This is a genomic window from Flavobacterium sp. T12S277, assembly GCF_048514875.1.
Classification (GTDB): domain Bacteria; phylum Bacteroidota; class Bacteroidia; order Flavobacteriales; family Flavobacteriaceae; genus Flavobacterium.
The window spans coordinates 218,174-244,265 of sequence record NZ_JBLYEG010000001.1; the positions used below are offsets into that span (position 1 = coordinate 218,174).

22 protein-coding genes are annotated in these 26,092 nt (G+C 35.3%); 15 read left to right on the forward strand and 7 right to left on the reverse strand.

The window, feature by feature from the left end; all coding sequences use genetic code 11:
- The first annotated feature begins 24 nt into the window (after positions 1-24).
- Complete coding sequence (gene ettA, locus ACN1CN_RS00820) at positions 25-1,716, forward strand: energy-dependent translational throttle protein EttA (protein WP_419134300.1); 1,692 nt, start codon at positions 25-27, stop codon at positions 1,714-1,716.
- Between the two features lie 322 nt (positions 1,717-2,038).
- Here ettA and ACN1CN_RS00825 read toward each other — a convergent pair whose 3' ends face one another.
- Positions 2,039-2,452 carry a thiol-disulfide oxidoreductase DCC family protein gene (locus ACN1CN_RS00825; RefSeq protein WP_419134301.1) on the reverse strand — a complete coding sequence of 138 codons (414 nt, stop codon included), beginning with the start codon at positions 2,450-2,452 and terminating at the stop codon, positions 2,039-2,041.
- Positions 2,453-2,716: 264 nt separating this feature from the next.
- Positions 2,717-4,882 carry an endonuclease MutS2 gene (locus ACN1CN_RS00830; RefSeq protein WP_419134302.1) on the reverse strand — a complete coding sequence of 722 codons (2,166 nt, stop codon included), beginning with the start codon at positions 4,880-4,882 and terminating at the stop codon, positions 2,717-2,719.
- Between the two features lie 110 nt (positions 4,883-4,992).
- On the opposite strand from ACN1CN_RS00830, the gene ACN1CN_RS00835 reads away from it, so the two are divergent.
- Positions 4,993-5,664, forward strand: coding sequence for a uracil-DNA glycosylase (locus tag ACN1CN_RS00835; RefSeq protein ID WP_419134303.1), 672 nt, complete (start codon positions 4,993-4,995; stop codon positions 5,662-5,664).
- A gap of 42 nt (positions 5,665-5,706) precedes the next feature.
- On the opposite strand, the gene ACN1CN_RS00840 is transcribed toward ACN1CN_RS00835, so the two are convergent.
- The 5 genes from ACN1CN_RS00840 to ACN1CN_RS00860 form a co-directional block, all read right to left on the reverse strand.
- Positions 5,707-6,090, reverse strand: a complete 384-nt coding sequence (locus tag ACN1CN_RS00840; RefSeq protein ID WP_419134304.1) for a DUF4258 domain-containing protein — start codon at positions 6,088-6,090, stop codon at positions 5,707-5,709.
- A gap of 36 nt (positions 6,091-6,126) precedes the next feature.
- Positions 6,127-7,326 (reverse strand): alanine dehydrogenase, encoded by a 1,200-nt coding sequence (locus ACN1CN_RS00845; protein ID WP_264523962.1) that lies wholly within the window; start codon positions 7,324-7,326, stop codon positions 6,127-6,129.
- Positions 7,327-7,409: 83 nt separating this feature from the next.
- Positions 7,410-7,883 carry a GNAT family N-acetyltransferase gene (locus ACN1CN_RS00850; RefSeq protein ID WP_419134305.1) on the reverse strand — a complete coding sequence of 158 codons (474 nt, stop codon included), beginning with the start codon at positions 7,881-7,883 and terminating at the stop codon, positions 7,410-7,412.
- A 66-nt stretch (positions 7,884-7,949) separates the two neighbouring features.
- The gene (tsaE, locus tag ACN1CN_RS00855) at positions 7,950-8,357 is read right to left on the reverse strand and encodes a tRNA (adenosine(37)-N6)-threonylcarbamoyltransferase complex ATPase subunit type 1 TsaE (protein WP_419134306.1); all 408 of its coding nucleotides are present in this window, start codon (positions 8,355-8,357) and stop codon (positions 7,950-7,952) included.
- A 70-nt stretch (positions 8,358-8,427) separates the two neighbouring features.
- Positions 8,428-9,981: a PglZ domain-containing protein gene (locus ACN1CN_RS00860; RefSeq protein WP_419134307.1), complete on the reverse strand. Its 1,554-nt coding sequence runs from the start codon at positions 9,979-9,981 to the stop codon at positions 8,428-8,430.
- Between the two features lie 221 nt (positions 9,982-10,202).
- Here ACN1CN_RS00860 and ACN1CN_RS00865 point away from each other — a divergent pair, with 221 nt between their 5' ends.
- From ACN1CN_RS00865 to ACN1CN_RS00925, 13 genes are all read left to right on the forward strand, one after another.
- Positions 10,203-11,432 (forward strand): HD domain-containing protein, encoded by a 1,230-nt coding sequence (locus tag ACN1CN_RS00865; RefSeq protein WP_264523959.1) that lies wholly within the window; start codon positions 10,203-10,205, stop codon positions 11,430-11,432.
- A gap of 39 nt (positions 11,433-11,471) precedes the next feature.
- Positions 11,472-12,515 carry a UDP-3-O-(3-hydroxymyristoyl)glucosamine N-acyltransferase gene (gene lpxD, locus ACN1CN_RS00870; RefSeq protein ID WP_264523958.1) on the forward strand — a complete coding sequence of 348 codons (1,044 nt, stop codon included), beginning with the start codon at positions 11,472-11,474 and terminating at the stop codon, positions 12,513-12,515.
- The gene (locus ACN1CN_RS00875) at positions 12,508-13,896 is read left to right on the forward strand and encodes a bifunctional UDP-3-O-[3-hydroxymyristoyl] N-acetylglucosamine deacetylase/3-hydroxyacyl-ACP dehydratase (protein WP_264523957.1); all 1,389 of its coding nucleotides are present in this window, start codon (positions 12,508-12,510) and stop codon (positions 13,894-13,896) included. The genes lpxD and ACN1CN_RS00875 overlap by 8 nt, the downstream gene beginning before the upstream one ends.
- A gap of 73 nt (positions 13,897-13,969) precedes the next feature.
- Complete coding sequence (lpxA, locus tag ACN1CN_RS00880) at positions 13,970-14,755, forward strand: acyl-ACP--UDP-N-acetylglucosamine O-acyltransferase (protein WP_017497513.1); 786 nt, start codon at positions 13,970-13,972, stop codon at positions 14,753-14,755.
- Positions 14,756-14,840: 85 nt separating this feature from the next.
- A complete protein-coding gene (gene efp / locus ACN1CN_RS00885; protein WP_264523956.1) occupies positions 14,841-15,407 on the forward strand; it encodes an elongation factor P in 567 nt (188 codons plus the stop codon).
- Between the two features lie 96 nt (positions 15,408-15,503).
- The gene (locus ACN1CN_RS00890; protein ID WP_419134308.1) at positions 15,504-16,433 is read left to right on the forward strand and encodes a UDP-3-O-(3-hydroxymyristoyl)glucosamine N-acyltransferase; all 930 of its coding nucleotides are present in this window, start codon (positions 15,504-15,506) and stop codon (positions 16,431-16,433) included.
- A 1-nt stretch (position 16,434) separates the two neighbouring features.
- Positions 16,435-16,797: a nuclear transport factor 2 family protein gene (locus ACN1CN_RS00895; protein ID WP_319800533.1), complete on the forward strand. Its 363-nt coding sequence runs from the start codon at positions 16,435-16,437 to the stop codon at positions 16,795-16,797.
- 84 nt (positions 16,798-16,881) lie between these two features.
- Entirely contained in the window at positions 16,882-17,754 is an 873-nt protein-coding gene (sucD, locus tag ACN1CN_RS00900; protein WP_017497509.1) for a succinate--CoA ligase subunit alpha, read from the forward strand.
- A 140-nt stretch (positions 17,755-17,894) separates the two neighbouring features.
- Positions 17,895-18,323, forward strand: a complete 429-nt coding sequence (locus ACN1CN_RS00905; protein WP_419134309.1) for a hypothetical protein — start codon at positions 17,895-17,897, stop codon at positions 18,321-18,323.
- A 475-nt stretch (positions 18,324-18,798) separates the two neighbouring features.
- On the forward strand, positions 18,799-19,410 hold the full coding sequence (locus ACN1CN_RS00910) for an RNA polymerase sigma factor (protein ID WP_419134310.1): 612 nt from the start codon (positions 18,799-18,801) through the stop codon (positions 19,408-19,410).
- Positions 19,411-19,501: 91 nt separating this feature from the next.
- Positions 19,502-20,620 (forward strand): FecR family protein, encoded by a 1,119-nt coding sequence (locus ACN1CN_RS00915; protein ID WP_264523952.1) that lies wholly within the window; start codon positions 19,502-19,504, stop codon positions 20,618-20,620.
- Positions 20,621-20,844: 224 nt separating this feature from the next.
- Positions 20,845-24,576 carry a SusC/RagA family TonB-linked outer membrane protein gene (locus ACN1CN_RS00920; protein WP_419134311.1) on the forward strand — a complete coding sequence of 1,244 codons (3,732 nt, stop codon included), beginning with the start codon at positions 20,845-20,847 and terminating at the stop codon, positions 24,574-24,576.
- An 11-nt stretch (positions 24,577-24,587) separates the two neighbouring features.
- Positions 24,588-26,069: a RagB/SusD family nutrient uptake outer membrane protein gene (locus ACN1CN_RS00925; RefSeq protein WP_264523950.1), complete on the forward strand. Its 1,482-nt coding sequence runs from the start codon at positions 24,588-24,590 to the stop codon at positions 26,067-26,069.
- The last annotated feature ends 23 nt before the right edge of the window (positions 26,070-26,092 follow it).

The following is a 26,092-nucleotide window of genomic DNA, read 5'->3' on the forward strand; positions in this document are numbered from 1 at the left end:
TAAACTAATAACAATAAACATAATATGTCAGACGATAAGAAAGTAATTTTCTCAATGCAAAAATTGAGTAAAACCTATCAGGGAGCAGACAAACCAGTTCTTAAAAATATATACCTGAGTTTCTTTTACGGAGCTAAAATTGGTATTTTAGGTCTTAATGGTTCAGGAAAATCATCACTTTTAAAAATTATTGCCGGAGTTGATAAAAACTATCAGGGTGATGTTGTTTTTCAACCAGGTTATACCGTTGGTTATTTAGAGCAGGAACCAATTCTTGATGATTCTAAAACTGTAATCGAAATTGTTCGTGAAGGAGCTGCTGAAACTATGGCTGTTCTTGAAGAGTACAATCAGATTAATGATTTGTTTGGTTTACCTGAAAACTACGAAGATCAGGATAAAATGGACAAGCTAATGGATCGTCAGGCGGCTTTACAAGATAAAATTGATGCTCTTGGAGCTTGGGAAATTGATACCAAACTTGAAATCGCGATGGATGCGTTACGTACTCCGGAGGGAGATACGCCTATCAAAAACCTTTCAGGAGGTGAGCGTCGTCGTGTAGCTTTATGTCGTTTGTTGTTGCAACAGCCCGATGTATTGTTACTGGATGAGCCTACCAACCACCTTGATGCTGAGTCAGTTCTTTGGTTAGAGCAGCATTTAGCACAATATGCAGGAACTGTAATTGCAGTAACTCACGATAGATATTTCTTAGATAATGTTGCAGGTTGGATTTTAGAGTTAGACAGAGGTGAAGGTATTCCATGGAAAGGAAACTATTCTTCTTGGTTGGATCAAAAATCAAGCCGTATGGCTCAGGAAGAAAAAGTTGCTTCTAAACGAAGAAAAACTTTAGAGCGCGAGTTGGAGTGGGTTCGTCAGGGAGCAAAAGGTCGTCAGACTAAACAAAAAGCTCGTTTACAGAACTACGACAAACTATTAAATGAAGACCAAAAACAATTGGATGAAAACTTGGAAATCTACATTCCAAATGGTCCACGTTTAGGTACAAATGTGATAGAAGCAAAAAATGTAGCCAAAGCTTTTGGAGATAAATTATTATACGACAATCTGAACTTTACTTTGCCACAAGCAGGTATTGTTGGAATCATTGGACCAAACGGTGCCGGTAAATCGACTATTTTCAAAATGATTATGGGAGAGCAGGCTACTGACAGCGGGGAATTTTCAGTTGGTGAAACGGTAAAAATCGCTTATGTAGATCAGTCACACTCAAACATTGACCCGAACAAATCGATTTGGGAGAATTTTGCCGACGGTCAGGAATTGGTGATGATGGGAGGTAAGCAGGTAAATTCAAGAGCATACTTATCACGTTTCAATTTTGGAGGTGGTGAGCAAAACAAAAAAGTATCAATGTTGTCAGGTGGAGAGCGTAACCGTTTGCACTTAGCGATGACATTGAAAGAAGAAGGAAACGTTCTTTTACTGGATGAGCCAACGAATGACCTTGACGTAAATACATTACGTGCACTTGAAGAAGGTTTAGAGAATTTTGCTGGTTGTGCTGTAATTATTTCTCACGACAGATGGTTCCTGGACAGAATCTGTACACACATACTAGCTTTCGAAGGTGATTCAGAAGTATATTTCTTTGAAGGAAGTTTCTCTGACTATGAAGAAAACAAAAAGAAACGTTTAGGTGGTGATTTAACTCCAAAACGTTTAAAATACAGAAAATTGATTAGATAATAAAGTCTAAATTTTCAATAAAAAAAATCCCAAATTCCAATTATCGTGAATTTGGGATTTTTTATTACAGTAAATCTTTGTCGATTTGCGGATGAGATTTCTCCTTCGTCGAAGTGACAAGTATTGCGCTAAGAATTGGAATTTGGAATTTTTATTACTACAAACCAGGTGTCATTTCGAGGAACGAGAAATCATACTAGAAACTCCATAAAGTATTTCTTCAATCTTTGTCGATTTTCGAATGTAACTTCTCCTTCGTCGAAGTGACAAAGATTGCGCTAAATATTGGAATTTGAAATTTGAAAATTTTGGAATTTGAATTTTAAAGAAACTTAGCCTTCAATTCCACAGTCGGAATCATGCAGCTTTCTTTTTTGCCATACCATTTGTAACGGTTTTTCGCAACATAGTCATAAAGGTAATTTCGAAGTTTTTCAGGTAAAATTTTAAAAACAGAAAGCAAGCTGTAAATTCCACCAAAGTTATCGGCAATTTCAATTGCGGCAGATGATTTAAGATAATAGGCAACACCGGGATCGTATAAAATAATGCTATCTATTTTCTTCTGATCCACACCAATATATTGACAAATTTCAATTCCCAACTCAGATTGCAAAGCCACAAAACGAAAATTATCTTTTTTATCATGTTTGATGATAAACTGAACAGCACCGTTGCATAAATTGCAAACACCGTCAAAGAGGATTATTTTTTTGTTTTTTGGAAGATTTTGCATTTGACGAAAAATTTCAGGTTTTAAGTTTCAGGGAATATCAAAAATGATGACAATCACTCCGTATTAGTTTTGTTTATTAAAATAATAAAATCAATAAATTTTATAAATCAAAAACAGCTTTCATAAATTAAATGTAAGCTGTTTTTGAAAAATATCCATCTTCATAACTGTCTTTTAAGAAATCGTTGTGTAAATCGCTTTATTTTAATTTTTGCCTATTTTTTAAACTTTCAAAGGTTCAAAAACAGGGTTAGAGCTCAAAATTTACTTTTTAACAGCTTCCACCAATTCCAATTCATCCAAACTTACTTTTGAAGTAAAAATTCCGTAGTTGACAGTTGCCTTATTTTTTTCGATGGCATCAATACTTCCAACAGATCTTCCGTCAAGCATTCTGACTCTGTCACCAACTTTTAAAATTGGTTTTGGTTTTTCGATTACAGGTTTAAGTTTCTTCTCTTTTTTCTCTTTTCGAATTTCTTCCACTTTTACCGTAATCTCGGCAATTACTTCTTTTTTCTTTTCGATTATGGCCTTGACTTCTTTCGGAGTAGCTTTTTTACGTTTTGAATTTTCAATTTCTATAATTTTCAAAAACTCCCCAATAAGCTCTTTTTTGTTTTTATTGTTAAAGTATTTCTCTGAAATATCTTCTATTTTTTGACCTATGTAAATCGTCTTTTGGTTGCTGTCGTACAATTCCTGATAGCTTTCCAATTTTTGCTTGATTTTTACATTGATGTTTTCCATCTTTTTGCTTTCCTCACGAGCCCTGGTTTCTTCCTCTTTTAAATTAAGAGATGTTTTTTCAAGCTTGGAACGTTCTTTCTGAAGTGTAGCAATGGTTTTGTCGAAACGAACTTTACCCACTTCGATTTTCTTTTTGGCACGATTAATCAATCCAAAAGGGATTCCATTTTTCAGCGCGACTTCAAAAGTAAACGAACTTCCGGCCTGTCCCAGCGCCAACTTGTACATCGGTTCTAATGTTTTTTCATCAAACATCATATTCGCATTGGTTGCATAAGGCAATTCGTTGGCCAGAATTTTCAGGTTGGAATAATGCGTGGTAATAATTCCAAAAGCTTCACGATGGTAAAATTCTTCAAGAAATATTTCTGCTAAAGCACCTCCTAATTCAGGATCAGAACCTGTACCAAATTCGTCAATCAAAAACATGGTTTTCTTGTTGCACTTCTTCAGGAAGTAATTCATGTTCTTCAAACGATAACTATAGGTACTTAAATGATTTTCAATAGATTGATTATCTCCGATGTCCGTTAAAATTCTGTCAAACAAGAATGTTTCACTTCGCTCATGCACCGGAATCAACATTCCTGATTGCAACATCAATTGCAGCAAACCAACTGTTTTTAAGGAAATAGTTTTCCCCCCCGCATTTGGTCCTGAAATAACAATAATTCGGTTGTCTTGCTTTAATTCAATAGTCTGAGGATGCGTAACTTCGTTTTTCTGCTTGTTGTTCAGGTATAAAATAGGATGATATGCTTCTCTGAAGAACAATCTTCTTTCTTCGGTAATGGCAGGCAAAATTCCGTTGATTCTATTGGCGTATTTTGCTTTTCCGGCAACAACATCAATATCACTTAAAAATTCCTGATACTCGATTAACAAAGGTAAGTGCGGTCGAATCGCGTTAGACAACTGTTTTAAAATTCGGGTAATCTCTTCTTTCTCTTCGTATTCCAGATTTGCCAGTTCCCTCGAGTATTGTAAAGTAGCTTCGGGTTCGATATAAGCAATACTTCCGGTTTTTGAGCTTCCTAAAATAGAACCTTTCACTTTTCGGCGGTACATGGCCAAAACAGCTAAGACTCTACGGTTTTGTACAAAACTTTCCTTAATATCATCCAAATAACCAAGGCTATTGTATTGCGTCAGGGCTACTCCAAAACTCTGATTTACTTTACCACGAACCAAATTCATGTTTTGTCGAATGCTTAGTAAAGCCGGCGAAGCATTGTCTTTGATCTCTCCGTATTTGTCTACAATTGCATCAATGGTCGTTACGATGTCTTTGGTGTATTCAACACGTGAAGCTCTGGCGTTTAGATTCGGATAATAATCATCAAACTTTTTAAGGAAATTTAATAAAAAGTTGGAGGTTGAAGAAAGGGTTGCAATTTTTCTAAAGCTACCCACTTCCAGAAAACTATCTTCGATAGCCAGAAACTTAATTTCGTGCGTGATCGCGTCAAACCCATGATTGGGAATGGCATTGTTATTTTGAAAAGAGGAAACATATTCCGATGTTTGCATTAAAGCCTGCATAAATGTTTCTTTATCTCTAAAAGGAGTTATTTGTAAAGCTTTTTCTTTTCCAATATCAGTATTACAGCCTGCAGAAATGGTTTCGAGTACTGTTGGAAATTGTAAATCTTGTAATGTTTTTTCGGTAATAGATATCATTATATATCGTAAGTTGTAAAGGTTCAAAGTTACAAAGTTTTAAAACGAAATAGCACTATTAATTAGTACTTTGAAGAAAACTTTGCGTAATTTGTAATAAAAATCAAAAAATGAAAATCAATCTTTCTCCAGGCTGGGAAGCGGTACTTAAAGAAGAAAACTCAAAAAGCTATTTTACAGCCTTAACAGCAGCTCTGGAAACAGAATATCAGACACATACCTGTTACCCACCAGAAGAATTGATTTTTTCAGCTTTTAACAGCTGTGCTTTTGAAGACTTAAAAGTAGTCATTATTGGACAGGATCCTTACCATGGAGAAGGAGAGGCCAATGGTTTGAGCTTTTCTGTAAATGATTTGGTCAAAATTCCACCATCACTGCGCAATATTTATCGGGAATTAAATGATGATCTCGATTCTATTTTTATGCCAACTTCAGGGAATCTTGAAAAATGGGCACAGCAAGGCGTTTTACTTTTAAATGCTTCATTAACCGTTCGTAAAGATAGTCCAAACAGTCACAAACATCTGAAATGGAATTTGTTTACGGATGCTGTAATTCAAGCTATTTCTGATCAGAAAGAGAATGTTGTTTTTCTATTATGGGGAAGCTTTGCTCAGAAAAAAGGGGCTAAAATTAACCGTTCAAAACATTGTGTTCTAGAATCCGGGCATCCTTCACCAATGAGTGCTAACCAGGGAAAATGGTTCGGAAACAAGCATTTTAGTAAAACAAATGAATTTCTGAAATCTAAAGGAATAAAAGCCATTGAATGGTTGTAAAAAAAACAATAACCAATAAAGTTTTATTGGAGATAACAGTGATTACTCTTTATCTTTTTTGATAATATCCTCTAGAATCGCTTTATCCTCGTAGTTAACTACTTTTAATATAATCTCTTGGTTTTTAGCGGTTTTACCTTCAATGATGTAAAGTTTTCCTTTATTTGCCGGTACATTGCTTTTATCAAAATCAACATCTCCATAAGTCAGTGTACTTTTAATATCAGCAGTGTCAACCCATTTTTCATTTAAAGTTTGAATTGCTTTATCAGAATACTGAAAAGGCTTCGTACGTAAATTGTTTAAAACTCTGGCGTTTGGAAAGTAATTGCAACGTGTATCTTTTCCACTGAACACAAGGGCTACAAAAAAACATCCTATAACCAAACCAATCAAATAATAAGCAAAACGATGTACGAACTTCATGAAATATTTTTTTTGCAAAGGTACACTAAAGTTCCTTTAAAATACAAGTAAATTAATATCGTTATCCGGTAAATCGAACCATTCGCCAATTGCTTTGTTGGTAAGGATTCCGTGATAGAGGTAAATTCCGTTTTTTAATCCTTTATTACATCTGATCGCGCTTTCCAAGCCACCGTCTTCCGCTATTTGAAGCAAGTAAGGAGTCAGAATGTTACTTATGGACAACGAAGCTGTTTTAGAGTATCGTGAAGGTATATTAGGTACGCAATAATGAAGAACATTGCTTTTAATAAAAGTTGGTTTCTCATGAGTGGTAACTTCCGAAGTTTCAAAGCATCCGCCGGTATCAATACTCACGTCGACAATTACAGCACCTTTTTTCATGTGTTCCACCATGGTTTCCGTAACAATAATCGGGCAACGTTCTTTGCCACGCATAGCACCAATCGCAACATCACAACGTCTTAAAGCTTTTAACAAGGCTTTTTGCTGAACGGTTGATGTAAAAATGCGTTGGTTCAGGTTGTTTTGTAAACGGCGTAGTTTGGTAATCGAATTGTCGAAAACTTTAACATTCGCACCAAGACCTATAGCCGTTTTGGCAGCAAATTCACCAACAGTTCCGGCTCCTAATATGACAACATCAGTAGGAGGGACTCCGGTAATGTTTCCAAACAAAAGACCTTTTCCAAATTCATCTGTGATCATTAATTCGGCAGCAATCAAAATAGAAGCTGTTCCGGCAATCTCACTCAATGATTTTACTGCAGGATAGGATCCGTCTTCGTCTTTAATATATTCAAAAGCAAGTGCTGTGATCTTTTTTTGAGCCAAAGCTTCAAAGTATCCCTTTTTCTTCGTTTTTAACTGAATGGCCGAAATTATAATCGTTTCCGGATTAATCATTTCGATTTCAGCTATTGTCGGGGGTTCAACTTTAAGCAACAACGGACATCCAAAAACTTTTTTAGTATCTTTTGTTACTTCAGCCCCGGCATCTGAGTATTCTTTATCTGTATAACTTGAACTTTCTCCTGCTCCAGCCTCAATCATTACTCTGTGACCTTCATAGGTCAAAGAGTTTACTGCATCCGGTGTCAGGCAAATACGACGTTCCTGATAACTCGTTTCTTTAGGAATTCCTATAAAAAGCTCGCTTTTGAATCGGCCAATTTCAAGTTTTTCTTCTTGTGGCAACAATTGCTGTTTCGTAAATGGGGTTAAGGTAATTGACATGGGTGGTGCGAAAAATTAAGAGTACAAATTACGTAAAAAGTTTTAAAATCAATGTAAAAATTCTGCTAATACTTGTTTAAGAATTAAGACAGAATTTTCTCCATCTTTATATCTGCTCTTTCATAACTTACATCTTCCAAAGGAACCTCAATAAAACCAAATTTCTCATATAAATGAAGCGCGGGAAGCAGTATGCGATTGGAATACAGGAATAGCTTTTTGATATTATTGTTTTCGGCAACGGTCATGCAGTGTTCTAATAGTTTGTTTCCAACTCCAAGACCTTGTGCTTTATCTGAAACCGCCATTTTACTCAATTCAAATGTGGTATCATTAATTTTCATCAAAGAAACCGTTCCAATGATTTCACCTTTGTATCTGGCATAAAAAATCAATCCGCCTTTGTCTATAATTTCTTCCTGTGGATTGGAAAGGACCACTTGGTCTCTTTCTTCAACTCTAAAATACTTTTGGAGCCATTCTATATTTAAGATTTTTACATGCTCTTTCAGATCGGAAGAGAAAGGAATTATTTCGACTGTGTCCTGGGTATTCATTTTCAATCTTGTTTCTCAAAAATTCGTTAAGCATTTTTATTACTGCTTATGTGAATCTTTGTGTAATTAATTTAATTCAAGTTTTCTCTGTCCGTCTGCCTGCAACTCAATTGAAATTGTAGAAGTTTCTTCCGGAAGCAGATTCGCTATTTTTTCAGACCATTCTATAAAACACCAGTTTCCAGAGTACAAATAATCATCAACACCCATATCCAGAGCTTCGGTTTCTTTGTTTAATCGGTAAAAGTCAAAATGATAAATAATTTGATTACTAGTAGTATAGTATTCGTTAACTAAAGAAAAAGTTGGACTGCTGGTCGCGTCCTGAACTCCCAGGCTTTTACACAACTGCTTGATTAAAGTAGTTTTCCCAGCACCCATTTCTCCATTAAAAAGGATGATTTTTTTTGGATTTGAGGCTAAAATTTGCTCTGCTACTTCTTTGATTTGATCTAATGAAAAAACGATATTCATTTCTTGTTTATTTTAATTAGTCACAGTTCACAGTCTCTGCTGAAAACTGAAAACTGCGACTGAAATCTTTTTATTTCGGATTAAATACTAAAAACGGAATAATCATTTCTTCTAATGAAATTCCTCCGTGCTGATAGGTGTTTTTATAATAACTCACATAATGATTGTAGTTGTTTACATAAGCTAAAAAGTAATCATTTTTAGCAAAAATAAACGAACTGCTCATGTTTATGGCAGGCAAACCAATCACTTTAGGTTCTTTTACCACATAAACATCCTTTTGCTCGTACGTTAAACTACGCCCGGTTTTGTAGCGCAAATTTAAACTTGTATTTTTATCTCCAACAACTTTCGAAGGATTTTTTACATTAATAGTACCGTGATCGGTGGTTAGAATTAGTTTGAAGCCCAACAGCTGCGCCTGCTGAATAATTTCCAGAAGAGGGGAATTTTTAAACCAGCTTAACGTGAGCGAACGATACGCTTTATCATCAGAGGCTAATTCTTTTACAACTTCCATTTCGGTCTTGGCATGCGACAACATGTCGACGAAATTATACACAACAGTTACCAAATCGTTGCCTTTTAGAGCTTTGAAGTTTTCTGCCAGTTTTTTTCCGCCGGCGTAGTTGGTGATTTTAAAGTAATCTTCCTTAATATTTAAACCCAAACGCTTTAGTTGTGCTGAAAGAAATTCGGCTTCATACAGGTTTTTACCACCATCTTCTACGTCGTTTTTCCAGTACTGCGGAAATTGTTTCTCCATTTCTATTGGTAACAGACCAGAGAAAATAGAATTACGCGCATACTGCGTAGCTGTTGGAAGTATAGAAAAATAAGGTACTTCTTTTTCCAGTTTGTAATAATTAGAAACCACAGTTTCAAAGGACTTCCATTGATCGTAACGAAGATTATCAATTACGACAAATAAAATCGGCTTGTCTTTCTTTTTGATTTCCGGAACCACTAATTCTTTAAACAAATTGTGCGACTGAATAGGTTTGTCTGCTTTTGGCGCAAACCAGTCTTCATAGTTTCTTTCGATGTATTTTCCGAATTGCGAATTGGCTTCAACCTTTTGAGATTCAAGAATTTCAATCATCGCCTGATCGTTAATATTCTCAAGCTCCAGTTCCCAGAAAATCAATTTTTTATAGAGTTCTATCCAGTCTTCAAAAGAATTTACCATGGCCAATTCCATAGAGATCTTTCTGAATTCTTTTTGGTAATCTAAGGTTGTTTTTTCAGAAATCAACCTCGAATGATCCAGGTTTTTCTTCAAACTCAGTAAAATCTGATTGGGATTAACCGGTTTGATCAGATAATCAGCGATTTTAGAACCAATGGCTTCTTCCATGATGTATTCTTCTTCACTTTTGGTAATCATAATCATCGGGATTGCCGATTTTTTCTCTTTCATTTCAGAAAGCGTTTCCAGACCACTCATTCCGGGCATATTCTCATCTAAAAAAACAATATCAAAATTGTCTTCTTCAAATAAAGCAATAGCATCTAAGCCGTTGTTAGAAGTTGTTACGGTGTAGTTTTTTTTCTCCAGAAATAATATATGTGGCTTTAAAAGATCGATTTCATCATCGACCCAAAGTATTTTTATCTTGTCCATAAACGATTTTTATTTTAATGCAATTTAGAAGTATAGAACTTAAAAAGTATTAAAAATAGTATAAATTTCAGAATTGAGAATGGTAATTTTTACAGAATAAGTTTTTAAGGTATCGCTATTAAATTGATATTCAGACTAAAGGTTTAGCAATTTTTAAGCAAAAAACGCAAACTTCGTTATAGTTAATTACTTATATTTGTTGACTTAAAAATAACCAAATAGTGACTCATATCAATAAGTTAAAAATATTTAATGATCCCATTTACGGGTTTATTTCCATTCCGAACGAACTTATTTACGACCTAATTCAGCACCCGTATTTTCAGCGTTTACGCCGCATTTCGCAAATGGGATTGTCGTATTTGGTTTATCCCGGTGCTAATCATACACGTTTTCATCATGCCTTGGGCTGTATGCATCTCATGCAAAAGGCTGTAGACACACTTCGTTTTAAAGGAGTTGCAATTTCAGCTGAAGAAGAGAATGCGTTGTACATTGCAATTTTACTGCATGACATTGGTCATGGCCCTTTTTCACACGCGATGGAGAAGAGTATTGTGGAAGATGTGAACCATGAAGCTATTTCATTGTTGTTTATGAACCAGTTAAACGAAGAATTTGAAGGAAGACTGAGTCTGGCCATTCAGGTTTTTAAGGGGGATTATCATCGAAAATTCATGTTGCAATTGATTTCCAGTCAGTTGGATATGGACCGAATGGATTATTTGAAAAGAGATAGTTTTTATACCGGTGTAGCGGAAGGAAATGTCAACTCTGAGCGTTTAATTCAGATGATGAATGTGGTAGACGGTATTTTGGTGATTGAAGAAAAAGGAATTTATTCAGTCGAAAAGTTTTTGCTTTCAAGAAGGCTGATGTACTGGCAGGCTTATTTGCATAAAACGAGTCTGGTGGCTGAATTGATTTTGATGAGGGTACTGAAAAGAGCAAGAGAACTGACTTTAAAAGGAGTGTCTTTGCCTTGCAGTGAGCCTCTTATGTATTTTATGAAGAACAGAGTGACTTTAGAGGACTTTGACGCCGAAAAATTAGATTTATTCTCTCAACTTGATGATTTTGATATTATCAGTGCTTTAAAGGCCTGGCAGAAACAGGATGATTTTATTCTTTCCACTTTAAGCAAAATGCTTATTAACAGAGATTTGCTTAAAATTAAGCTTACTGCAGAAAAAATACCGGCCGAAGAATTGCAATCTCTGAAAGAAGAATTCGCTAACGAACACCATATTACACAATTAGAAGCGGGTTATTTTATTTTTGGTGGGAAAATCAAAAATCAGGCCTACAGTAAAGAAGCTGAACCGATACGAATTTTGAAAAAAGACAAAACAATTGAAGATGTTGTAGAAGCATCTGATCAGCTGAATTTAAGGTCTTTATCTAAATTGGTAACAAAATATTACATCTGTTTCCCAAAACAACTTATCTAAAATTAACATTTAAAATCTATTTTTTATATTTTTGTCGCAATGAAATTTACAGCAGAACAAATAGCGGGAATTTTAGAAGGAGAAGTTGTTGGGAATCCCAATGTAGAAGTTTCTCGATTATCTAAAATAGAAGAAGGTGAGGAGGGATCGCTTACTTTTTTGGCCAATCCAAAATATATCAACCACATATATACGACTAAAGCATCTGTAACTATTGTTAATGATAGCTTTGTGCCTGAGCAGGAAATTACCACAACTTTAATAAAAGTAGAAGATGCCTACGCTTCTTTTTCTAAGCTTTTAGAGTTTTACAATCAGGTTAAATTAAACAAAAACGGCATAGAACCGCAGTCTTATATAACAGAAGGCACTAAATACGGAGACAATTTGTACTTAGGAAGCTTTAGTTATATTGGACAAAACGTGATTTTAGGTAATAATGTAAAAATTTACCCAAACAGTTTTATTGGCGATAATGTTGTTATTGGCGATAATGTGTATATTTTTGCAGGCGCTAAAATTTACTCTGAAACTATAATTGGTAACAATTGTACCATTCACTCCGGCACTATCATTGGTGCGGATGGTTTTGGTTTTGTTCCGAATGAAGAAGGAGTTTACAGTAAGGTACCACAAATTGGTAATGTTATTATCGAAGATAACGTTGATATCGGTGCCAATACAACAATAGACAGAGCAACTCTTGGTTCGACAATCATAAGACAGGGAGTTAAATTAGACAATCAGATTCAGATTGCACATAATGTTGAAATTGGCAAAAACACCGTTATTGCAGCGCAATCAGGTGTGGCCGGTTCTACAAAAATTGGTGAAAACTGTATGATTGGCGGGCAAGTAGGTATCGCAGGACACTTGACAATAGGAAATAATGTGAGATTGCAGGCTCAGTCAGGAGTAGCAAGAAACATTAAGGACGATGAAATATTACAAGGGACACCGTCTCTTGGATATACCGATTTTAATAAATCGTATGTTCATTTCAAAAATCTGCCTAAAATAGTTGCCGAAGTAGAAGAATTAAAAAAACAAATAATAAACCCAAAAAATGGAAATAATGGTTAAACAGAAGACCATCAAAAATGAAATTTCACTAACAGGCGTTGGATTACACACTGGGAAAGAAGTTACAATGACTTTTAAACCAGCTCCAATTAATAACGGTTTCACTTTTGTAAGAGTAGATTTGCAAGGCCAGCCAGTCATTGAGGCTGATGCTAATTATGTTGTGAATACGCAAAGAGGTACTAATTTAGAAAAACTAGGCGTAAAAATTCAAACTCCAGAACATGTTTTGGCGGCATTAGTTGGATGTGATCTGGACAATGTTATTATAGAATTAGATGCTTCAGAACTTCCTATTATGGATGGTTCTTCAAAATATTTTGTTGAAGCAATTGAAAAAGCGGAGATAGAAGAACAAGACGCAAGCCGTAACGTTTATGTCGTAAAAGAAGTAATTTCGTTTACGGATGAAGCAACTGGCAGCGAGATTCTTGTAATGCCAAGTGATGATTATCAGGTGACTACAATGGTAGATTTTGGAACTAAAGTTTTAGGTACTCAAAATGCTACATTAAAAAGTATTGCCGATTTTAAAACAGAAATTGCAAGTTCAAGAACTTTCAGTTTTTTACATGAATTAGAATCTTTATTAGAGCATGGTTTAATTAAAGGAGGTGATTTAAATAACGCAATTGTTTATGTAGACAAAGAGATTTCTGAAGCTACAATGGCGAATTTAAAGAAAGCTTTTGGAAAAGATGAAATATCTGTAAAACCAAACGGAGTTTTAGACAACCTTACTTTACACTATCCAAACGAAGCAGCAAGACATAAACTTCTTGATGTAATTGGAGATTTATCTCTTATTGGAGTTCGTATTCAGGGTAAAATTATAGCAAATAAACCAGGGCATTTTGTAAATACCCAGTTTGCTAAAAAATTGGCAAAAATCATTAAAATAGAACAAAGAAATCATGTTCCTGTTTACGATTTAAATCAGGAGCCTTTGATGGATATTCATAAAATTATGGCGATGCTTCCTCACAGACCTCCATTTTTGTTGATTGACAGAATCATCGAAATGTCGGATCGTCATGTGGTTGGTTTGAAAAATGTAACAATGAATGAAAATTTCTTCGTTGGACATTTCCCGGAAGCACCAGTTATGCCCGGAGTTCTAATTGTAGAAGCGATGGCACAAACAGGAGGGATCTTAGTTTTAAGTACCGTTCCGGATCCAGAAAATTACTTGACTTATTTCATGAAAATTGACAATGTTAAGTTCAAACACAAAGTATTGCCAGGTGATACGTTAATTTTCAAATGTGAATTGATTTCTCCAATCAGAAGAGGAATCTGTCATATGCAGGCAAATGCTTACGCAAATGGGAAATTAGTGACCGAGGCAGAATTAATGGCTCAAATTGCAAGAAAACAATAATAATTAATCAATTTTATTGTTTAGGTTTGTTGCCCAAATTAGATTATTTTAATTTAAAATATAAAAAATACATATGAATCAACCATTAGCATATGTTCATCCTGGCGCTAAAATCGCTAAAAATGTTGTAATTGAGCCTTTTACAACAATTCACAATAATGTAATTATTGGTGATGGTACCTGGATTGGTTCAAATGTGACAATCATGGAAGGAGCTCGTATTGGTAAAAATTGCAATATTTTTCCAGGTGCGGTTATCTCTGCGGTACCACAAGACTTAAAATTCGGAGGAGAAGATTCTCTTGCTATCATAGGCGATAATTGTACGATTAGAGAATGTGTTACCATCAACAGAGGTACAGTTGCCTCTGGACAAACGATTCTTGGAAACAACTGTCTGGTTATGGCATATGCTCACATTGCGCACGACTGCGAAATTGGGAATAACGCCATTATCGTAAACGGAGTTGCACTGGCAGGTCACGTTGTAGTTGGAAATCACGCAGTAATTGGTGGTTTGGCAGCGATTCATCAATTCATCCATATTGGAGATCACGCTATGATTTCTGGTGGATCTTTGGTTAGAAAAGACGTTCCGCCATATACAAAAGCGGCAAAAGAGCCGTTATCGTATGTAGGTATCAATTCAGTTGGTTTAAGAAGAAGAGGTTTCAGTACTGAGAAAATCAGAGAAATTCAGGAAATCTACAGAATCTTATACCAGAAAAATTACAATACAACGCAAGCTTTAAGTATTATTGAAGCCGAAATGGAAGCTACTCCTGAGAGAGATGAAATTTTAGATTTTATCCGAAATTCATCACGAGGAATCATGAAAGGTTATTCAGGAAATTATTAAAATAAGTTTAACTGTTTATTTGTTTAATCGTTTGATCGAATAAACGGTTTAACGATTCAACAAAAAATAAAAAAAATAAAAACAAATGGCATCTACATCAGATATTAGAAACGGTTTATGTATTAAATACAACCACGATATTTATAAAATTATTGAATTTCTTCACGTAAAACCAGGAAAAGGCCCTGCTTTCGTAAGAACGAAATTAAAAAGCTTAACTACAGGAAAAGTATTGGACAATACATTTTCTGCAGGACATAAAATCGAAGACGTTCGTGTTGAAACACATACTTTTCAGTTTTTATATGCTGAAGGAGACGAATTTCACTTCATGAATGCTGAAACTTTTGAGCAAATTTCTTTGAATAAAAACATCTTGGACAATCCGGGATTGTTGAAAGAAGGAACTAACGTAATGGTTCAGATTAATACAGAGACTGATCTCCCTTTATCTGTGGATATGCCAACATCTGTAATTCTTGAAATTACTTATGCTGAACCGGGAGTAAAAGGAAATACTGCTACAAATGCTACAAAATCTGCTACAGTAGAGACCGGAGCAACTGTAAACGTTCCGTTATTCATCAACGAAGGTGATAAAATTAAAATTGATACTGCTTCAGGTTCTTACATGGAGCGTGTAAAAGAGTAGTTTTTATAAGTTTTCAGTTTTCAGTCGCAGTTATCAGTTTGTTAATGCAGATTGAAAACTGAGACTGAAAACTGAGACTGAAAACTAAATAAATATATGAAATTTCCAAAGATTCACTCTTTACAAGAAATTGCAAATTTGCTGGATTGCGAATTTATCGGTGACCAAAACTTTCCAGTTTTAGGCATGAACGAAATTCATGTCGTTGAACCTGGAGACATTGTTTTTGTTGACCATCCCAAATATTACGACAAAGCCTTACAATCGGCAGCCACTATTATTTTAATCAATAAAAAAGTAGAATGTCCCGAAGGTAAAGCACTTTTAATTTCTGATGATCCTTTCAGAGATTTCAATACCCTTACCAAACATTTCAGACCTTTTCAAGGTACCAGCGTATCGATTGCTCTTTCTGCAACGATTGGAGAAGGTACCGTGATTCAGCCCAATTGTTTTATTGGGAATCATGTAACAATTGGAAAAAATTGTTTGATACATCCAAATGTTACGATTTATGATCATACCGTAATTGGCGACAATGTAATGATTCATGCCGGAACCATTTTAGGAGCCGACGCGTTTTATTATAAAAAACGTCCGGATGGCTTTGATCAGTTGATTTCGGGTGGACGTGTGGTAATTGAAGACAATGTGGGCATTGGAGCACTTTGCACGATTGACAAAGGGGTTACCGGTGATACTACTATTGGTGAAGGTACAAAATTGGACAATCAGGTACATGTTGGACATGATACTGTCATTGGTAAAAAGTGTTTAATTGCATCACAAACAGGTATTGCGGGTTGTGTTGTAATCGAAGATGAAGTTACAATTTGGGGACAAGTAGGAACAACCAGCGGCATCACTATAGGAGCGAAAGCTGTTATTATGGGACAAACGGGAGTTACCAAATCGGTTGAAGGAGGAAAGTCTTATTTCGGAACTCCAATCGAAGAATCAAGAGAAAAGTTAAAACAATTGGCCAATATCAAAAAGATTCCTGAAATTCTAAATAAATTGAAGTAATATGTCTATAAAAGAGTTTGTTCAAAAATTTTACAAATCAGATGCCTTAATTGATAGCGAAATCATGAAAACTTACCTACATCCCGATGTAAAGTTGGATTGGAACAGCACTAAAGGACTGATCGAGATGGATTATGAGTCAATGACCGCTATGGCAAACGAACTGAGCCGTGCTTATGTTCGTTCTAAGGTCAGAATTAGTCACATTATTGCAGAAGATGACTTGGTTTCAATCCGATACTCTCATTTTGTGAAAACGATTGAAAACCCAAGAGAAGAGATGTTATTAGCTCATTTTGCGACAATTTGGCAAATAAAAGATGATAAATTATATCGCGGTTATCAAATGAGTCAATTTTCTTAATTTTTTTGAAGACAAAAAGGTTAAAATACGTTACAAAACCTTACTTTTGCATCACAATTTTAAAAACTACATAAAATATATATCATGAGTGTTTTAGTTAATAAAGATTCCAAAATAATTGTTCAAGGATTTACAGGAAGCGAAGGAACTTTCCACGCTTCTCAAATGATTGAGTACGGTACTAATGTTGTTGGTGGTGTAACTCCTGGAAAAGGGGGAACAAGCCATTTAGATCGTCCGGTTTTTAACACAGTAAAAGATGCTGTAGAGCAAGCCGGAGCTGATACATCTATCATTTTTGTTCCGCCAGCTTTTGCTGCTGATGCAATTATGGAAGCTGCTGACGCTGGAATTAAAGTAATTATTGCTATTACAGAAGGAATTCCTGTAGCAGATATGATTAAAGCTAATAACTATGTTAAAGAAAGAAATTCAAGATTAATCGGACCAAACTGTCCGGGAGTAATTACTCCGGGTGAAGCTAAAGTTGGTATTATGCCAGGTTTCGTTTTCAAAAAAGGAACAGTTGGTATCGTATCTAAATCAGGAACTTTAACTTATGAAGCTGCTGACCAGGTTGTAAAACAAGGTTTAGGAATTACTACAGCTATTGGTATTGGTGGAGATCCAATTATTGGAACTACAACTAAAGAAGCTGTTGAATTATTAATGAATGACCCTGAAACTGAAATCATCATTATGATTGGTGAAATTGGAGGACAATTAGAAGCTGATGCTGCTAAATGGGTAAGAGCTGATGGTAACCGTAAGCCAGTTGTTGGTTTTATCGCTGGAGAAACTGCTCCTGCAGGTAGAACAATGGGTCACGCAGGTGCTATTGTTGGTGGTTCTGACGATACAGCTGCTGCTAAAAAACAAATCATGAGAGACAACGGAATCCACGTTGTTGATTCGCCAGCTGAAATTGGTAAAAAAGTAAAAGAAGTACTTGGATAATCTCCAATATTTGAAATAACAAATTCCAAAAAAAGTCTCAATATTACTTGAGACTTTTTTACATTTTAAAATGCTGGGGTATAAATAGAAAAAACTTAGCGGCTAAGAACCTCAGTACCTTAGAAGCTAAAAAAAGAAATATGTACAAAGAATTAGAAAAATTTAAAGTAAGCAACAGTTTTACTTTTACGATTGAAGACAGTTTAGAACAAGTTTGCAATGCCCCTGAAGCAGGTGCAGGTGTTTTTGTAGTCTATGCAGTTGAAGGAGATGCAAAAGAATTAATCATGGTTGGTTCTACAGGAACTGTTCAAAACGATGGTACTTTAAAAAGTAAAAATGGTGGTTTATATGACAAAATCGTAAACGGACACCAATTTGCAAAAACCGGAAGAAAATATTCATGGCCAGCACAAATGAAGCTAGAGAATATTAGCGCTCTTGAAGTAGTTTGGTATGAAACTTTTACTGCAGATGTAAAAGGAATTCCAACCACTGTAGAAGGACAGGTTTTGCAAAACTTCTTAGACGAAAACTCAAAATTACCAAGATGGAATGTAGCTTTCTAGTAGCTGCTTCTTAACGTAAATATTAGGAAAAGCCTTGCTATACTTTAGCAGGGCTTTTTTATTTTAAAGTCAGATTCAAACCTGTTCTTAGCGCTTCAATTATTAAGGATTGATGACATTTTTAAACGCCAAAAGAGTTAACAGTTTGTCTCGCAAAGCGATCTAAAATGAAATCAAAAGGCAAACTCAGTCATAAATAAATGTTAAAAAAAGCTAAGAAACTGTAGCAATAAAATCTGACAATTTACAAAAACATTTGAACCCGTACATTAAAAAAAAATTAAGCTAAACCCCGTGAAGTCAATAAAAAAGGCCGTTTTCATTATAGGAATAGCGGTCTTTTTTTAGTTAAAAAATTTGTTTTATATATTTGCTTTTATATATTTATCGCATCGATGTAAAGAATTATGTTAAAAAATCGTATTCTTTATGTTAAAAACAACTGCTTATTTTCAAGAATTCTATTGCGATTTATATGAATACCAAAACTCTACCATTCAGTACTTCTGACGACCTTACGCTTTGGACTAACTTGAAAAATGGAGATGAAAAATCATTTTCTCTTTTATTTGAAAAATACTACGCAAGTCTCGTAAATTATGGAAATTCTCTCTCTCCTAATTCCGAGAAAGTGCAGGATTGTATTCAGGATGTTTTTACAGATATCTGGGTTTACAGACACGGGCTGCAAAGTTCGGTTGTTGTAAAAGCCTATTTGCTTTCGAGTGTGCGCAAACGAATTGCACGTTTGTACGAACGTGATCGCATTTTTCGTAAATCGGCAAGCACAGATTCAATTGCTTTTCTTTTGGAATTCTCTGTAGAACATGATCTTATAGATGACGATTATGCTACAAAAGAAAAAGTGATTCATTTGAATAAATTATTAAACAATTTGCCTGCACGACAAAAAGAAGCTTTGTATTTAAGATATCATCAGGGCTTAACGGTAGATCAGATCGCTGAAATGCTCGATGTCAATTATCAGTCGGCAAGTAACTTGCTACACCGCGGTTTACTTACGCTTCGCAAAGAGTGGAAGGGTAGTATTTCGTTAATTCTTCTGCTTTATTCAACTACTTTTTAATTTTATTTATATAGAATTAAAAAAAAATCACAATTTAGTGAGTATATAATAAAGAACCTGTCCTCTATTGTTTTTGTAACCCTATTTCTAGATGCAAAAACGTAATAAATATACCGAAATTGAAGATTTCTTATCTGATGAATCATTCCAGTCCTGGATTTTGTCTAAAATTGACAATGATGGCTGGGAGGAATGGACATTAGAAAGCCGCCGACGCGCCAAGTTGGTACAAGATGCGAGAGTATTGTTATTGGCCATGAAAGTGCCTGAGCAAACCATAACTCAACCAGAACTTTATAAAGCCTTACAGACTACCTGGATTAAAATTGAAGAGAAAGAAAACGAAATCAATTCGAGCCAAAACTCAAAGATAAGATTCCTTAAAAAGTATTTTCTTAGCGGTATTGCTGCAGCTTTAGTTATCGCTTTAGGATCACTTTGGATTTTTAACAACCCAATTATTACTCCAGAAAGTAAAGTAGTTACTTACAACGAACTTATTAATGAAAATAATGAAGGATTAGTAGAACAAACGAACAATTCAGACAAAGCACAAATCATTACTTTATCTGACGGTAGTTCTGTTTTGCTCCAGCCTAAAAGTAAATTAAGTTATCCTAAGATCTTTACCGGAAACGAAAGAAAGGTGTATTTATCCGGCGAAGGTTTCTTTGAAATTAGTAAAAATCCTAAAAAGCCTTTTTTCGTTTATGCAAACGAAATTGTAACGAAGGTAGTCGGAACTAGTTTTAGAGTCAAGGCGTATTCCGATCAACCTGATGTTGAAGTTCTTGTTCGCACCGGTAAAGTAAGGGTAAAATCAAATGATTTAATTTCTAAGTCAGATCAGGACGAAGTTGTGCTATTGCCCAATCAGGCACTTCGTTTTCAAAGAAAAGATCTGAGCTTCAATAAAATTACAGATATCACTCAGGATATAGTTCTTACCCGTAGTGTAGGGAATATCGAACAGCTGAGCTTTGAATTTACGGATATTCCGGTATCGCAAATTTTTGAAACGATAGAACAGGCTTATCTCGTGGATATTGACTATCCAAAAAACAAACTAAAAGACTGCCATCTTACAACTTCTCTTAGCGATCAGCCTTTGATGGAAAAACTAAAAATTGTGTGTAATAGTATTGGCAACAACACCACTTTTGAAATGAATGGAAATCAAATCATTATAACATCTGACGGATGTAACTAATCCTGCTTTACAACTGTAATTGTAAAGTTCGATTCTAAAAATAAAAACAACCAAAAATAACCAAAACCAAAATTATGCCTATGTAAAAGAGAATGCAGAAAAAAAGTGCCGAAATGCTGTAACATTATCGACACTTAAAGGAATCAAATTGCTCTCTGTAAAGAGCAACTGAGTACGTTTCTTAAAATACACTCGAACAGTATTAATCAAAACAAACCAAAATTATGAAAAAACCAGTTGTTAAACAACGATTACTCCATCGAATCATGAAAATAACACTATTTCAGTTTATTCTGGCACTTGTGTTTTCAAGTGTTGCCATGGCAAATGATGTAAATGGGCAAAAAAAACTAGATACTAAAGTTACTATTAATGTTACAAATTTAACTTTAGATAACACTTTGTCTAAATTACAGAAATCGGCAAACGTAAAATTTTCGTACAATTCAAGACTACCACAACTAAATCAAAAAGTGAGTATAGACGCTAATGATGAAACTTTATCAAGTGTCCTGAATCGAATTTTATTACCATTTAATATTACTTATACCGAAGTTAGTAACCAGATTATCCTGCAAAAAAGCACTGCAGCAGATCCTTTTGCGGGTACTGAAGCAGGAAACTCTTTGTTTGAAATTTTAACGGCTGCGGGTCCAATTATCAAAGGTACTGTTACTGATGTGAGCGGAAGTCCGCTTCCGGGAGCTACTGTACTGGTAAAAGGAACAAAAATAGCGGTACTAACGGATTTTGACGGTAAGTTTTCGATCGAAATGCCAACAAACAGTACGGCTTTGGTTATTTCTTATGTAGGAATGGAGACAAAAGAAATAGGAATCGGGAATACTACACCAACAGTTGTTCTGAATGAAGCAGGACAAAATCTAAAAGAGGTTGTAGTGACTACAGGTTATGAAAAAACATCAAAAAGGACTTTTACAGGAGCAATAAGTAAAATTTCAGGAGCTGAATTAAAAGTAGACGGAGTAGTAGATATCAGCAGAATGATTGAAGGAAAGGCTGCCGGAGTTACCGTACAAAACGTTACGGGAACATTTGGTACTGCTCCTAAAATTACAGTTCGTGGATCTTCTTCTATTTTTGGAGATACAAAACCTTTATGGGTAATTGATGGTGTTGTTCAGGAAGATATCATCAACATCTCTTTTGCAGATTTGGCTTCCGGAAATTCAGAAACCTTGTTAAGTTCATCTGTTGCAGGACTGAATTCAAATGATATTCAAAGCATAGAAATCTTAAAAGATGCTTCTGCAACTTCTATTTATGGATCAAGATCGTTAAACGGTGTTGTAGTGGTTACAACGAAACAAGGACGTAGAGATTCTCCTTTAAAAGTGGCTTATTCTGTTGAAAATACGGTGAGAACAGTCCCTAATTATTCCCAGTACGACATTCTAAATTCTCAGGAATCTATGAGTATCTTAAAAGAAATGGAACAAAAAGGATTTCTGGATGTGCCATCAACCTTACAGGGAAGATACGGAGGAGTATACAATATTTTAAGCCGTGCTATCAATACTTATGTGCCTGAAACGGGAGGTTATTTAGTAAACAACGATCCGGTAAGAAGAAATAATTTCTTAAGAAAATATGAATTAGCTAATACAGACTGGTTTAAAGTTTTGTTCAGACCTTCTATTACCCAAAATCACTCTTTGAGCTTTTCGGGTGGAGGAAAAAACAACACTTTTTATGCCTCATTAGGTTATTATACCGATCCGGGATGGACTATTGCTGATAACGTTAAACAATTGTCATCAAACATTAAAGGGACATTTTACATTAATGACAATTTAAATATTACGATGTCAACACTGGCATCTGTGCGTGATCAGCAAGCTCCCGGAACCTACGAAAGCCAACAGGATGTGGTGTTCGGAAATGTAACGAGAGATTTTGATATCAACCCGTTTAACTATGTTTTAAGCACTAGTAGAACTTTAAGACCTTATGATGAAAATCGTAATCTGGAGTACTACAGAAACAACTGGGCTCCGATGAATATTATCAATGAACTTCAAAATAATATTCTGGATATTAAAGTAAAAGACATTCGTTTTCAATTGGATTTAGATTATAAAATCAACAAAAACCTAAGTTATAACCTTACAGGATCTGCCCGTTATGCCAATACAACAAGAGAGCATAAGATTTACGAAAACTCTAACGTAGTGGGTGCGTATAAAGCCGGTACAGAATACGGAGCGGATGGAGTAAATACAACGGTTAGAAATGCCAATATCTTTTTGTACAAAGACCCTGAAGATTTGACTGCACCGCCAATTTCGGTATTGCCTCACGGAGGATTTTTAAGAAAATTTACAAACGGATTGACTTCTTATAATATTCGAAACAGTATAACGTACAGAAACACACTAAACGACAAACATGAGTTAGAAGGTTTCTTTGGTACCGAATTGCGTTCATTAGACAGAAACAGTGACAATTTTACTGCAGCCGGGCTCCAGTACGATAAAGGCTTAACAGCTTTTACAGATCCAAAATTGATTGAAAAAATCATCAACGAAGGAAACTCTTACTACGGATTTAATGCAGAAAGAGAGCGTACTGTTGGTTTCTTTGGAAAAGTAGGATATACTTACGATCGTCGTTATACGGGGTCTATTACCGGACGTTATGACGGATCTAACAGACAAGGAAACAGCGGGTCTTCAAGATGGCTGCCAACCTATACTTTTAGTGGTAAATGGAATGTTACTGAAGAGCAGTTCATGAAAAACCTTCCAAAAATTAACAACCTGGCTTTGAGAGCGTCGTACGGTTTAACTGCAACTGCAGGTCCTGCAACCAATTCATTAGCCATTTACAGAAGTTTTATTACAGATCGTTTAGGAATTCCTGACAGAGAAAACGGAATTAATATTGATGAATTGCAAAATGGTGATTTAACCTGGGAAAAACAGTTTGAAACAAACATAGGAGTTGATTTAGGAATGTTTAACAACAGAGTTCAGTTTGTTGCAGATGTTTACAGCCGTAAAGCATTTGATTTAGTTGATTATGTGGTGACTTCCGGAATCGGAGGGCAGCGAGTTAAACAAGGAAACAATGCCAACATGGAAACCAAAGGTCTTGAATTGGGTATTACCACTCAAAACATTGTTTCAAAAGATTTCAAATGGTCAACTACACTTAACTTCTCTGTGTTCAATCAGGAAATTACAAAATTAGAGAACAAGCCATCGGCGTTTGATTTAGTAGATGGAAACGGTGGAAATGCTATCGGACATCCAAGAAATTCAATCTTTTCTTACCAGTTTACAGGATTAAACAATCAGGGACTTCCAACTTTTCTTTTACAGGATGGAGCAACAAGTAACGTTACAGGATCTAATTTTCAGGATACCGAAAATGTTACGGATTATTTGAAATATGAAGGATCTATCGAACCAAACAAATCAGTTGGTTTAGCCAACACCTTTACTTACAAAAGATGGTCATTGTATGTATTTATCGTGGGATCAGGAGGAAACAAAGTTCGTTTAAACCCTTCTTATAGCAGCCAATACGATGATTTAACAGTATTTACAAAAGATTTTACAAACCGTTGGATCAATCCGGGCGACGAACAATATACAGATGTTCCTGTAATCGCTGATCAACGTTTAATTACAAATTATGGCGGAATTAACACTCTAGGACGTGCTTACAATACGTATAATTATTCTGATGTAAGAATTGCAGATGGAGATTTTGTACGATTGAAAAACGTATCGTTAAGCTGGGAATTTCCTAAAGATTTCCAAAGAAAATTAGGGGTAAGCAATTTTACCTTAAAAGCTTCTGCGGTTAACCCTTGGTTAATTTATTCAGATAAGAAATTAAACGGACAAGATCCTGAGTTCCGTAATACGGGAGGTGTTGCTTTTCCAATCACAACACAATACAGTTTTTCACTAAACCTTTCATTCTAATACAGTTGATTATGAACAATATAAAAAATATAAAGGTGCTTTTTGCTTTACTATTACTGATCAGTCTTAGTAGTTGTGATGAATTCCTGTCTGAAGTACCCGATAACAGAACACAAATTAATACCCCTGAAAAAATTTCAGAACTATTAGTAAATGCTTATCCTCAGGCTTCTTATATGGATTTGGCAGAAACAATGTCGGATAACGTAGCAGATGCCGAATTGAACAACGCAAGTGTAAAAAGTACGCAAAGTTACAATTGGGAAATGCAGGACGAGACCAACATAGATACTCAGGCGTTTTATTGGGACGCTTGTTACAGAGCTGTCGCACATGCCAATCAGGCTTTAAAATCGATTGAGGAATTAGGAAGCCCTGCAACTTTAAATCCACAAAAAGGCGAGGCTTTAATTGCCAGAGCTTATGCACACTTTATGCTCGTTACTTTTTGGTCACAGCGATACAATCCGGCCACCGCTGGAACTGATTTGGGAATTCCTTATGTTAAAGAACCTGAAACTTCCTTATTAAAAAACTACACCAGAAATACGGTACAGGAAGTATTTGATTTTATTCAGAGAGATATAGAAGAAGGCCTTCCATTGGTAACAAACAACTACAAAGAACCAAAATTTCACTTTAACATAGAAGCTGCTAAAGCATTTGCCAGCCGTTTCTATTTGGTAAAGGGTGACTGGGACAATGTTATAAAAATTTCAGAAGGTCTTGGTTCTAAACCGGTAACAAAAATTAAAGATTATGCAACCTTAGCAAATTTGGCTCCGGATGTACAATTTATAGAGTATTCCAGATCGTCATTAACATCCAATTTATTGGTAGCCTCTCCAAATACACTAATTGGAAGATCTGCCGGTGGAAGCAACTTTTACCTGACAGATCCTAAACAGACAGAGCTTTTTAGAGGTACAAATCCTTTTGGAAAGGCATGGGTATATGATTTTTACAGCTACAACAGCAGTAGAACATTGTTTACACCAAAATTTGAAGAATACTTTAAATACACCAATTTAACAGCCAATATTGGAATTGCTTACGCGGGAATAGTGCTTTTATCTAACGACGAATTTTATCTGAATCGTATCGAAGCATTAGTAATGAAAGGCAGAACAGCAGAAGCCAATACAGAATTGGAGTTCTTTTTAGGTACCAGAACAACAGGTTATAACGCTACAACCGATAAACTGACTGAAGCAAGAATAACGACATTATATCCTGTAATAGCAGACGAACTTACTCCGTTTTATACAATGACCCCTGTACAGACTTCTTATGTAAAAGCAATTGCAGAGACGCGTAGAAGAGATTTTGTTCATGAAGGATTGAGATGGCTTGATGTAAAACGCTTTAATATTGTTGTAAGCCATGCGACTTTTGGTAAGCCGACAATTACATTAACTAAAGATGATAAGCGTCGCGCATTGCAAATACCGTTAAGCGCATCTAACTACGGAGTAGTAAAAAATCCGAGATAAAATTTCGAATCAAAATTTTAGAA